We start from the raw sequence: 11,558 nt of genomic DNA, 5'->3' as shown, positions 1-11,558 counted from the left end.
AATCAGGCGGGGTAACTCGGGGTCAGAAGAAGGCCTTCTTCTGACCCCGCCTTAAAGCAGCGGGCCTTGCAGGTAAGCTTTTAACCAACAACCTGACCCATCTGGAAGATCGGCAAATACATCGCAATGATCAAACCACCGACCAGAACGCCCAGAACCGCCATAATCATTGGTTCCATCAGGGAGGTCAGGTTATCGACCATGTCGTCGACTACAGCTTCATAATGTTCTGCAACTTTTGCCAGCATCTCATCCAGATTACCGGACTCTTCACCGATTGCCGTTAGCTGGACTGCCATCACAGGGAATACGTCTTGTTGGCGCATGGATGCCTGCAGTTGGGTGCCGCTTGAAACGTCGTTCTTTATTCGATCGATGGCATCGCGATAAACTGCGTTGCCTGTTGCGCCCGCTACTGAGTCAAGTGCATCCACCAATGGAACACCGGCAGCAAAGGTAGTTGAAAGTACTCGGCCGAATTTGGCGACGGCCGATTTATCGAGGATTTCGCCAACCACCGGCAGCTTAAGTACATATTTGTCAACGAGGTCAGAAAATTTCTGAGAGCGGCGTTTTGCCTCTTTGAACAGGAATATCGTTCCTACAATGCCAAGAAGCACAACGAACCACCAGCTTTGTAGCCATTCGGAAAGCTCTACAACCATCTGAGTGAAAACGGGCAGCTCCGCCCCGAATCCCTGGAACAGGCTCTCAAACTGCGGGACAACCTTCACAAGCAAGATAGCTGTGACAACGATTGCAACCACAATAACGGCAATTGGGTAAGTCATTGCCTTTTTAACTTTCTTCTTCAAGAGCTCTGTTTTTTCGAGGTAGGTAGCGATTCTGTCGAGCATCTGCTCCAGCGCACCAGCCTTTTCCCCGGAGTCAACCAGGTTACAGTATAGGTTGTCGAAGTATTTCGGATGCTTTCGAAGGGCCCCGGCAAAGCTGGTACCGGACGAGATATCATTCCGGATGCTCATTACCAGTTCCTGCAGTCCTTTGTTTTCAAGACCATCCGCAACGATATCGAAGCTCTGAACCAGAGGCACACCCGCCTTCATCATGGTGGCAAGCTGTCGAGTCAGCATGGCAATGTCGAAGGGGGTAATCTTCTTGCTGCCACCGAAAAGCGGCTTGGGCTTTTTCTTTACTTTATCCGGAATAATCCCTTGTTTACGAAGCTGTGCCTTAACCAGTGCAAGGTTGGAGCCGGTTAGCTCGCCCTTGGACTTGTTACCTTTGCGGTCTTTCCCTTCCCAAACGTACGATTCCAGCTTTTGCGCTTTCTCTGCCATGCTTAATCCTTCGTCACGCGGTTGGCTTCCTCAAGGCTTGTTACGCCCTCGATCACTTTCATAAGTGCCGATTGGCGCAAGTTACGGAAGCCCTCGGCCTGAGCCTGCTTTGCAATTTTGATGGAACTGGCTTCTTCCATAATCATGTTCGCCAGCTCGTCGGTAATCTTTACCACCTCGTAAATTCCGACGCGGCCCTTATATCCTCCATTGCATTTATCACAGCCCTTGGGGCGGTACAACGTGAAGCCTGTATCAATTTGTTCCTGTGTGAACCCTTCCTCCATTAGCACGTCTTTCGGGACGTCAAAGGGCTGCTTGCAAGCGCTGCACAGTCGGCGACCCAAGCGCTGAGCAATAATTAGACTAACGGAGGTTGCGATGTTGAATGAGGGCACGCCCATGTTCATCATCCGCGTAAGAGTTTCGGCAGCACTGTTCGTGTGCAGTGTTGAGAGAACCAGGTGGCCAGTCTGCGCTGCTTTAATCGCGATGTTGGCTGTTTCCAGATCTCGGATCTCGCCCACCATGATCACATCGGGATCTTGGCGCAAGAATGCTCGCAAGGCTTCGGCAAAACCCAGTCCGACTCTGTTGTTCACGTTTACCTGGTTGATACCCTCCAGGTTGATTTCCGCCGGGTCTTCCGCGGTAGAAATGTTGATATCCGGGGTGTTCAGAATATTCAGGCCGGTATACAGAGAAACCGTTTTACCGGAGCCGGTGGGGCCGGTCACCAGAATCATGCCCTGCGGCTGCTTCAGGGCATCCATGTACATCTCTTTCTGGTCCGCTTCATAGCCAAGCACATCAATGCCCAGCTTCGCCTGGCTGGGGTCCAGAATTCGAAGAACAATTTTCTCACCCCAGAGCGTGGGCAGAGTATTCACGCGAAAGTCGATGGCTTTTGTCTTGGACAGCTTCATTTTAATTCGGCCATCCTGAGGTACCCGACGCTCAGAAATATCCAACTGAGCCATTATTTTCACTCGGGCCGAAATTTTCGGGGCCAGTTTAATAGAGGGTCTGGAAACTTCTTTCAGTATCCCGTCAGTCCGGTACCGAACCCGATAGACCTTTTCATAGGGCTCGAAGTGAATATCGGAGGCACCGCCCCGGATAGCATCCAGCAGCATCTTGTTCACATATTTGACGATGGGAGCGTCATCTACCTCGCTGGCGGTAACTGCGCTATCGTCCTCCTGTTCTCCACCCTCGGTCTCTACTCCTTCAAGATCGGCATCCTCAAGATCGCCCATAGAGGTATCTTGAGATTCCAGATACTTATCGATGGCTTCTCTGAGCTTGGCGTCGTCCACCAAGATGGCATCTGTGCTGAGGCCGGTGTTGAACTTGATCTCATCCAAGGCCTGAATGTTAGTGGGGTCTGAGACGGCTATGAATAAACGGTTTCCCCGCTTGTATAGCGGAAGCGCGTTGTGCTTACGAACCAGCTTCTCATCTACTACCTTCTCCGGCATCATTTCTGGCATAAACGCAGAGAGGTCCAGAACCGAAACCCCGAACTCCATAGCTGCAGAGAACGCTAGCTTGGAGCTATCGGCAAGATTGTTTTGAGTGAGATAGGTGATTAAAGGTATACGGTTCTGGGACGCTTGAATAAAGGCATCCTTTGCTACCGCCTCGTCCAGCAGTCCGTCATCCACGAAACGCCTCGCAAGGCCCGTAAGCGTGATATTACTTTTATTGGTAGACATAAATTAGATAAGGAGCGCAGCCTAAGTTGCTGAAACGGGTGTTTTGAAAGTTCCAATGAGTTTAGATGGCTAGCTCCGGTTTGGAAAGGACCCTATTTGATATGCGGCACGCACCGGGGTCAGAAGAAAGCTTTCTTCTGACCCTTCTTCAGTACATGGATCGAGCGAGAGTGATTCAGAGTGACAAAAATTGTCACCGACTGACGTCGTTGGGCATCGATTCCTTGAACTGGTGGGGCCCCTAATCTAAGCAGAAATTCGGTTAAGTGGCTGTTTATAAGTCAGTATTTCTCATTGTTTTGCATTTAAAAAACTTGGCACACCGAATGCTTTAGATCTGACAGGCTCAAACTACCGGTCGCGGGGCTTAACTCCACCGGGCCCGGGCCAGGATAGAGTTAATTAACGACAATCACAGAGGTCGACTATGAAGAACATCCAAATCAATCACGCCCAGAAAGGTTTCACCCTTATCGAACTGATGATCGTTGTCGCCATCATCGGTATACTCGCTGCCATCGCGATTCCGCAGTACCAAGATTACATCGCACGCTCACAGGTAAGTCGTGTCATGAGTGAAGTTGGCTCAGTTCGTACTGCTACCGAGAACTGTATGATGAACGGCATTGCAGAAGCAAACTGCAATTTTGGCTGGACTGCTAGTAACCTTTTGGGTGCAGTTAACCTTCAGGGGTCCGGAACAGGCGCAGGCTTGGTCGCAACCATTGACGCTACTAATAACACCGCTAGTTTGGTCGCTACCTTCGGCGGTAATGCTTCATCTGCAATCAACGGCGATACCTTGACTTGGGCACGTGACGCAAATGGCGTTTGGTCTTGTACCACAAACACCGATACTAAATATCAGCCTGCAGGTTGTGGAACGGCTGCTACCACCACAAACTAATTGCTGGATTTAGTTTGTATGAAGGGGCCTCTTTAGGCCCCTTTTTTTTAAAGGCTTCAATGAGATTCTTCTTTAGAAGATCAGCGTTTTTCGAGGGAGCTTAAAGTGCCAGATCGAAAGGCAGTCTCGCTTTCTCTACTCTATGTTTTTTCTTTGCTCGTCGTTTTTTTCGTCGAACCAATTATCTTGGAATTTGATCTATATTCATTTCAGAGAATTTTCTTGGTTTCGCTGTCGGCCACAATCTTTCTCTTTGCCATCTTTTTTGAAAAGCCAAGCCAAGGCAAAGTGGCATTTAGCCCTCTCTTCTATTTGTTCTTTTTAATGGCGGCTTTTACACCCTCGCGACAAGCTGGATTCTTCGCTCAGGTTGAGATTTCAAGCTATCTGTTGTTTGCTTTATCTGCTGGAGGGTTAGCCAATTACATTAGAATACGAGATTTGAATGAAGTCGGGGCGTATGCATTCGCCGCGTTTTCATTAATAATTGGCGGTTTCTTTATCTGTTTAAACTTCGGTTTTTATTGGTTGTCTGGCGAGGCACCTTACATAATGAGCGGGTTTAATGGAGAGTTCCCTTTGAGATTCGAGAATGTTCGATTCTGGAGCCACACAGCCACTTGGCTGGTGCCATTGATTCCATTAGTGATTCTCGGGAAGAGGAAGTGGCACCCACTATTTCAATGGGGCCCACATCTTCTCGGTGTGTTATGGGTCTGGATGCTTTTTGCCACTGCCTCTCGAGGTAGTCTTTTATCATTGGTTTCGATTACGGCAATAGCGGGTCTTTTGTCTAAAGATTTACAAGAAGTTAAGTTGTTTTTCAAAGAGATGGTTAAACTGCTTATCGGCGGTCTAATACTCTGGGTTTGTTTGAATCATTTGCTCCCTGTGTTTCTTTCTTGGGAGTCGAAGGGTGGTTTAAGTTTCCATACTGGTGGCTCTGGTAGGCTTATCCTGTGGGCTGAGGCGCTATTGATGAGCTTTCAAAACTTTCCATTTGGCATGGGTGGAATGTCATGGATGACGCACCAATCACTGACTGAGGGCATGGAAGATGGCCTCCGATATGGGGCTCCCCATAATATGTACCTACTGGTGGCAGCAGAGTATGGGTGGATCGCCCTGATTATTGTCTTGTTCTCGATTTTCCAAATTTTTAGAAAATCTATTGTAATGATGAATTGTGGCGATAAGGCGCAGCGGCAAAGGATAGTTGTATATTCTGCGTCAATAACTGCTTCTCTAGTTCACTCACTTTTTTCCGGAATTTATATATCGGCCTCGTCGATGATAGTCGGTTTGTTTGTTTGGTCCATTTTTCTTGCTGAGATATACTTGGTTTGCGGGCGGCCAAAGGGATGGGGGCGTTTAACAGTTGACTTTCGCTGCAGCAATCTAGTTGTACGATTTTCGCTAGGTTTGCTGATTTTTGTTTTCATTTTTGGTGTTCATCGATATTACTATCTGATGATTGAGGATAGCTTTATTTATCGGTCACTTGGATTTGATTATTGGATGCCTCGTTTTTGGCTACATGGTATTTTCCCACGATGAGTAGCGATATCTATTTATATTTTTAATGGTTTCTTCTTGCGTTTTAAGCTTGTAAGTGGGGTTGGAAAATGAGACTTGTCAGGGGTAGGTTTTCGGATTTTTTAATAGTTTTAATTTTGGTGGCTGTTGTAAGTGGGGTTTCATGGGCTTTAGTTAATAACCCACTTGGTTTTTCAAGACTATTATTCTTCGTACAGGTGCCGTTTTCCCAGTTTTCCATATCGTGCAGTAATGATTCGCCTGAATGGCTTAAGAGCGTTCAAAAAAAAGGTTCAGTTGCTCTGAAAGCGCTTTCTGGTCAGGTTGCTTATATTGAGCCCGAAGGGCAGCTGCATCATTGTGAGATGGGATGGAAGTATGGGTTTTGGAGTGGTCGAGCTGTGAGTGATGTTGATCGCTACAGGTACGCGAGTGTGACTAAGGTGGTTACATCGATTGCCATTTTGGACTTAATCAACAGAGGTAAACTTTCGCTAGATTCAGAGTTAACTGAAATATTAGGTTTGGAGGGTAACTTTTTCGATCCCAGGGTGGAGAAAATAACGGTTCAAGATTTGCTTACGCACAGAGCTGGTTGGGATAGAGAGAAAACCCAAGATTTAATGTTTATGGCAAAGAAGAAACCATGGTGCCCAAGCATGCCTCATAAAATAAGGGACACGTCTTTGCAGTTCGACCCAGGGTCGAATGTCAGTTATTCTAATTTGGGTTATTGTTTGCTCGGCTTGGTCGTAGAAGCTGTTACGGAACAAGAGTTTCGTGCTTATATAGCTGGAAAGTTTGACTTCAAATCAAAGCTTTTCCGGTTTATTGATGGCCCATTTTATGAGGATGAAGTCACCTATGATATGAGGCATGAGAATTTTTTCACAAACAATTATATTTCTCTCTTCGACTTCTACTCTCTTTCTTCATCTGTAGGGTTGTCTGGAAACGCTTCGGAATTGGCAATTTTGGTAAAAGAGTCTCTGGAGTGGTCGCCTCTCAACATTTTAAAGGGAGGGTCCGCTGAGCGGTGTGACAAAGCAGAATTGCAAGAATGTTACGGCTTCGGTTTGTATAAGTTCCAGGCTCAACCAGAGTCCATTCCCTTATTTATCCAAGGAGGGAAGCTGCCCGGAACAACTTCTGCCGTAATTGTTGACAAAAAAGGAGGGGTGTTTATCTGGCTCGGCGCTGGCGCTCCGAATGATGGTGGCGAATCGCTAAAGCAATTTTATTCATTTGTTGCAGAATCATTGACGGAATTCTACGACTGAAACCGAAGTAAAATCGTTGGCTTGTTTATTGCTATGCAAAGTTGAGTGAGGCGATCCATTGCGGAGCGAAATATGAACGTTAAGAATTCGGGTTTTACATTAATCGAACTAATGATAGCTGTTGCTATACTTGGAATTTTGGCAGCGATAGCCATACCGCAATACCAAACCAGCGTAGCTAAAACCCAGGTGAATCGGGCGTTAGGGGAGCTAGGAACTTATAAGTCTAGTTTTGAATTCCGGATCTCTGAAGGCTTGGCCGTAAGCAATCATGATTTGGGGTATGTGCCGTCTTCTTTGACTCTAGAGGATTCGCTCACGCCTATAGCGAACCTAAATGCTGACGGTTCTGGTCACCTTCAGGTGACCATGGGAGACGAGGCACTACCCTTTTTGACAGGTGTTGTGATTCGGTTCGAGCGAACAGTTGAGGGTTCTTGGAGTTGTTTGATTGATAAAAGCGGCTCTTCCCAATGGAAAGAAGAGCCTGTAAATAAATCTGTGTAACTGCCCACCCCATTACAGGTGGCCGTCCAGGCGGTCACCGAATTCGATAATAAAGCGATTCAATGCCGGCTTCCAATCACGGATCGGCATGGTCCATTTCTTTGATGCCTGCTGGATCGCCAGGAAGGCCACTTTTAGTGCCGAGTCATCGGTAGGGAACAGCTTGCGACGTTTGGTCGCTTTGCGGATAACGCTGTTCAGTGACTCAATGGCATTGGTGGTGTAGATGACCTTCCGGATCGCCGGAGGGTACTCGAAGAGCGTGATCATATTGTCCCAATGGCTGTGCCAGGAGCGAGAGATCTGAGGGTACTGGCTATCCCAGCGTTCGCCAAAGGCCTCCAGCGCCTGCCGGGCTTCGTGTTCCGTAGCAGACTGGTAGATCTGCTTCAGGTCCGCAGTAACCGCCCTGTAGTCCTTCCAGGACACGTAGCGCAGCGAGTTCCGAACCATATGCACGATGCAGAGCTGAACCTTGGTTTGGGGGTATTCAGCCGCAATGGCATCCGGGAAGCCCTTGAGACCGTCCACACAGGCGATCAGAATATCCTCCAGACCACGGTTCTTCAGTTCCGTCAGTACCGATAGCCAGAACTTCGCACCTTCGGTCTCGGCCAGCCAGAGGCCCAGCAACTCTTTCTGGCCCTCCATGTTGATGCCCAGGGCAAGATATAGGGACTTGTTGATCACCCTCTTGTCCTGACGAATTTTCAGAACGATGCAGTCCAGATAGACGATGGGGTAGATCGGATCAACAGGGCGATTCTGCCACTCGTGAACCTGATCGATCACACGCTCCGTCACCTTGGAAACCAGTGTTGCCGAGATGTCCGCGTCGTACATCTCCTTGAAGGCGTCCACGATATCCCGGGTGCTCAGGCCCTTGGCGTATAGCGCCAGGATCTGGTCATCCATCTGGGTCAGGCGGGACTGGCCTTTACGGACGAACTGCGGCTCGAAGGAGCCGTCCCTGTCACGAGGGGCTTCTATCGCCACTTCGCCGTGCTGGCCCTTCAGGCGCTTGGCAGAATAGCCGTTACGGCTGTTGCCAGTGCCACGGCCTTCAGGAGCATGCTTCTCGTATCCAAGATGCTCGTCCAGTTCGGCGTTGAGAGCGGTCTCGACGGTGAGCTTGACCAGTTGCTGAGTGAGGGCTCCTAGATCTTTTTCAGACTTGATGTCCTTGGCCAGCTCGGTGGCCATGGCTTTGAGTTTTTCTTGGTCCAATTGCGTACCCACGATGGTATCCTTTTGAAAAGGTTACTCAGTCGTGGGCAGTTACACAATTTGGTTTACAGCCTCGGAAAGAAGCCTACAGGCCTCCAGGATGCCAGGTCATATAGGTTATGGAATGGTTATATCTCCACCTCCTCAAACAACTCCGGCACCTCAACATCCCAGCCAAATTTATCACGTATCCTCTTCCGCATTACGTCACTCGCAACCATCTCCCCATGAGTGACGTAAACCTTTTCAGGCTTGAGCGAGCCTTGCTCCAGCCAAGCAAGAATCTCGTTATAATCCCCATGCGCCGAGAGCGAATCCAGATTATGAATCTCGGCCTTAACCGGCCAATACTCACCATGAATCTTAACCGACTCCGCCCCATTCACCAAAGCATCCCCACGAGTACCCGGTGCCTGGAACCCAGCGAACACGACGCTGTTACGAGGGTTCGGCAGCAACGTCTTCAAGTGGTGCAGCACTCGTCCACCGCTTGCCATCCCGCTAGCCGAAATAATCACGCAGGGATAACGCACCGCATCTAGCTCAATAGACTCTTCCACTTTGCGTACAAAATTGGTTTTGTCATCAATCAGCTCGCACTGCGCCGCACTGAGCTTGTGTTCTTTATGGTGCTTGCAGAATATCTCCGTAGCCTTGATGGCCATGGGGCTGTTCAGGAAAACGGGGAGCTTGGGAATCTTCCCATCCCCCATAATCTTGTGAATCACATACAGCAGCATCTGCGCTCGGCCAACGGCAAAGGCAGGTATAAGCACAATACCGCCACGCCCAGCTGTTTTCGTGATGATCTCGGCCAGTTCTGCTTCCGGATCTGTCTCACCATGAGCGCGATCACCATAGGTTGACTCACACACCAGCACATCGGCTTTCTGAAGGGGCTCCGGTGGCCGCATGATGATGTCATTCTGACGTCCAACGTCACCACTGAATACAACCGTTCTGTCTGCGCCCTTGTGATGAACGTGCACACAGGATGACCCCAGAATATGCCCTGCAGGGGTAAAGGTTACCTGAAAGCCTTTCACCGGCTCGAACGTCTCATGGTAGTGCAGAGACTCAAAATGCTTGAGGGCTTCCCAGGCATCTTTCTCGGTAAACAACGGCTCCGGCTTTTCGTGCTTCGAGAACTTCTTGCGGAATGCATACTTGGCATCTTCCTCTTGAAGGAAGCCGGCATCCGGCAGCAGAACCTTGCACAATTCGTGGGTCGCCTTGGTGCAGTATACTTTGCCTTTAAATCCGTTCTTCACCAGGGCAGGCAGGTAGCCGGAATGGTCGATGTGGGCATGGGTGAGCACAACCGCATCAATGGTGGAAGGATCCACCGGAAACTTCGCCCAGTTGCGCCGGCGCAGGGTTTTCACGCCCTGGTACATGCCGCAGTCCACCAGTACCCGGTGCTTGTCGTCCGAGAGCAGGTAGCGCGAGCCGGTGACTGTTCCTGTGCCGCCGAGGAAGCGAAGTTTCATGTTGCAGTCCTTTTCTGGTGAAGCCGGGGTCAGAAGAAAGCTTTCTTCTGACCCCTAATTTATAGATGATACTATCGGTCTATGAAATCGGGGTCAGATGAAAAGTTCATCTGACCCCAACTTGTTGCTCCCAAATTGATCTGAAGCAGGAAGCGAATCACATGCATTACAGCTCGATCCTCCCGGACGTCATAAAGGTAGCAGACGAGGCCAGCGAGAAGGTTCTGCATATCTATCAGTCAGACTTCAAGGTAAGCTACAAGGCGGATGATTCGCCCATCACAGCTGCAGACACCGCCGCTCATGACATCATCGTTCATGGCCTGCGCCGTATAAGTCGCGACATCCCCATTCTTTCCGAGGAAGGCAAAGACATTCCCTGGGAAGAGCGCAAACACTGGCGCCGGTTCTGGCTGGTGGACCCCATCGATGGCACCAAGGATTTCACTCAACGCACAGGTGAGTTCACCGTCAATATCGCCATGATTGAGGATGGTGAGCCGGTTATGGGTGTTGTCATCGCTCCGGCCCTGAAAGAAGCCTACTGGGGTATGGTCGGCGAGGGCGCCCATATGCGTGATCGCACAGGCAAGGTTCACAGAATTCGGGTGGCGGAGCCGAGAGACGTGAAACGCGTGGTAGCCAGCAAGAACCATCTGAACCCAGAAACCAGAGCGTTTATCGATAATCTTGGTGAGCACGAACTGGTGCAGGCTGGCAGCTCGCTCAAATTTTGCCGCATTGCCGAGGGCCACGCTGACATTTACCCGCGCATGGGGCCAACCTGCGAGTGGGACACTGGCGCAGCTCAGGCGGTGCTGGTGGCTGCCGGAGGAAAGGTTCAGGCGGTGGATGGCGAACCACTGAAATACGGTAAACAAGATGTGTTAAATCCTTATTTCATTGCTGCAGGAAGCTGGTATATTCCGCAGCCATGACATGGTACGCACTCCAGCACAAACCCGCCCAGGGCGACAGAGCCCTAACCCACCTCCAGAATCAGGACATTGCCTGCTTCTACCCAAAAATTACCGTTGAGAAAATCAAGGCGGGCAAGCGCACAAAAAAACTGGAGCCCTTGTTCCCCGGCTATTTGTTCGTGAACTTGGAACAAAGCCATCCCCAATGGGCAAAACTGCGTTCGACCCGCGGTGTTCTTAGGATTGTCAGTTTTGCCAACACGCCTGCAGCTATCAGCGATGAGGTCATCCAGCACATAAAAAACAGCCTGGATTCAGTGGCAGAGCGGGGTGGTATCAAGCCCGGCCAGTCCGTGCAGCTGAACGAAGGGCCATTTGAAGGCATCAATGCCATTTTTCAGGCGTACGACGGTGAGGCGCGTGCCATAGTGCTCATCAACTTTATGCAAAAGCGGCAAAGAGTAAAAGTTCCGGTCTCTGCCCTGAAATCCTCTTAGTTTCCGCCAGGGTCTGTCGTTTGTGGCCGTTGGCAAAGAGCTTTTTCGATTGATGTTTGTCCCGCCGATAGTGTCTCCTGTGCAAAAATAGTTGCATCTGCGTCACTTTAACAATTCTTTACCAACGCAACTCACTGAAAACCCATGTGCCAGACTTTTTGTCACTTGCTTGTCA

Annotated in this window: 10 protein-coding genes; 6 read left to right on the top strand and 4 right to left on the bottom strand. The window is 49.6% G+C overall.

Annotated features, from left to right (window positions below):
• Window positions 1-80: 80 nt before the first annotated feature.
• Both AC13DD_RS11630 and pilB read right to left on the bottom strand, forming a co-directional pair.
• Window positions 81-1,301, bottom strand: a complete 1,221-nt coding sequence (locus AC13DD_RS11630) for a type II secretion system F family protein (RefSeq protein WP_482931199.1) — start codon at window positions 1,299-1,301, stop codon at window positions 81-83.
• 2 nt (window positions 1,302-1,303) lie between these two features.
• Window positions 1,304-3,019 (bottom strand): type IV-A pilus assembly ATPase PilB, encoded by a 1,716-nt coding sequence (pilB, locus tag AC13DD_RS11625; protein ID WP_482931198.1) that lies wholly within the window; start codon window positions 3,017-3,019, stop codon window positions 1,304-1,306.
• A gap of 427 nt (window positions 3,020-3,446) precedes the next feature.
• Here pilB and AC13DD_RS11620 point away from each other — a divergent pair, with 427 nt between their 5' ends.
• From AC13DD_RS11620 to AC13DD_RS11605, 4 genes are all read left to right on the top strand, one after another.
• Window positions 3,447-3,926: a pilin gene (locus tag AC13DD_RS11620; RefSeq protein WP_482931197.1), complete on the top strand. Its 480-nt coding sequence runs from the start codon at window positions 3,447-3,449 to the stop codon at window positions 3,924-3,926.
• A 105-nt stretch (window positions 3,927-4,031) separates the two neighbouring features.
• On the top strand, window positions 4,032-5,483 hold the full coding sequence (locus AC13DD_RS11615; RefSeq protein ID WP_482931196.1) for an O-antigen ligase family protein: 1,452 nt from the start codon (window positions 4,032-4,034) through the stop codon (window positions 5,481-5,483).
• A 68-nt stretch (window positions 5,484-5,551) separates the two neighbouring features.
• Window positions 5,552-6,742, top strand: a complete 1,191-nt coding sequence (locus AC13DD_RS11610; protein ID WP_482931195.1) for a serine hydrolase domain-containing protein — start codon at window positions 5,552-5,554, stop codon at window positions 6,740-6,742.
• A gap of 72 nt (window positions 6,743-6,814) precedes the next feature.
• The gene (locus AC13DD_RS11605) at window positions 6,815-7,249 is read left to right on the top strand and encodes a pilin (protein WP_482931194.1); all 435 of its coding nucleotides are present in this window, start codon (window positions 6,815-6,817) and stop codon (window positions 7,247-7,249) included.
• A 12-nt stretch (window positions 7,250-7,261) separates the two neighbouring features.
• On the opposite strand, the gene AC13DD_RS11600 is transcribed toward AC13DD_RS11605, so the two are convergent.
• Together AC13DD_RS11600 and AC13DD_RS11595 are read right to left on the bottom strand one after the other, a co-directional pair.
• A complete protein-coding gene (locus tag AC13DD_RS11600) occupies window positions 7,262-8,476 on the bottom strand; it encodes an IS256 family transposase (RefSeq protein WP_008172129.1) in 1,215 nt (404 codons plus the stop codon).
• 128 nt (window positions 8,477-8,604) lie between these two features.
• A complete protein-coding gene (locus AC13DD_RS11595) occupies window positions 8,605-9,966 on the bottom strand; it encodes an MBL fold metallo-hydrolase (RefSeq protein WP_482931193.1) in 1,362 nt (453 codons plus the stop codon).
• A 161-nt stretch (window positions 9,967-10,127) separates the two neighbouring features.
• Between AC13DD_RS11595 and cysQ the strand changes: the two genes are divergently transcribed.
• Window positions 10,128-10,904: a 3'(2'),5'-bisphosphate nucleotidase CysQ gene (gene cysQ, locus AC13DD_RS11590; protein WP_482931192.1), complete on the top strand. Its 777-nt coding sequence runs from the start codon at window positions 10,128-10,130 to the stop codon at window positions 10,902-10,904.
• Window positions 10,901-11,383, top strand: a complete 483-nt coding sequence (gene rfaH / locus AC13DD_RS11585; RefSeq protein ID WP_482931191.1) for a transcription/translation regulatory transformer protein RfaH — start codon at window positions 10,901-10,903, stop codon at window positions 11,381-11,383. Before cysQ ends, rfaH begins: the two co-directional genes overlap by 4 nt.
• Window positions 11,384-11,558: the final 175 nt, after the last annotated feature.

The organism is Marinobacter sp. L-13 (assembly GCF_056857715.1).
Note: the sequence above shows the minus strand (reverse complement) of the source record. Positions and strands in the feature narration are given on the sequence as shown.

Excerpts from the sequence above, each read along its gene's own strand:
- pilB (WP_482931198.1), bottom strand. The coding sequence starts at position 3,019 with ATGTCTACCAATAAAAGTAATATCACGCTTACGGGCCTTGCGAGGCGT.
- AC13DD_RS11630 (WP_482931199.1), bottom strand. The coding sequence starts at position 1,301 with ATGGCAGAGAAAGCGCAAAAGCTGGAATCGTACGTTTGGGAAGGGAAA.
- AC13DD_RS11620 (WP_482931197.1), top strand. The coding sequence starts at position 3,447 with ATGAAGAACATCCAAATCAATCACGCCCAGAAAGGTTTCACCCTTATC.
- rfaH (WP_482931191.1), top strand. The coding sequence starts at position 10,901 with ATGACATGGTACGCACTCCAGCACAAACCCGCCCAGGGCGACAGAGCC.
- AC13DD_RS11595 (WP_482931193.1), bottom strand. The coding sequence starts at position 9,966 with ATGAAACTTCGCTTCCTCGGCGGCACAGGAACAGTCACCGGCTCGCGC.
- AC13DD_RS11605 (WP_482931194.1), top strand. The coding sequence starts at position 6,815 with ATGAACGTTAAGAATTCGGGTTTTACATTAATCGAACTAATGATAGCT.
- AC13DD_RS11610 (WP_482931195.1), top strand. The coding sequence starts at position 5,552 with ATGAGACTTGTCAGGGGTAGGTTTTCGGATTTTTTAATAGTTTTAATT.
- cysQ (WP_482931192.1), top strand. The coding sequence starts at position 10,128 with ATGCATTACAGCTCGATCCTCCCGGACGTCATAAAGGTAGCAGACGAG.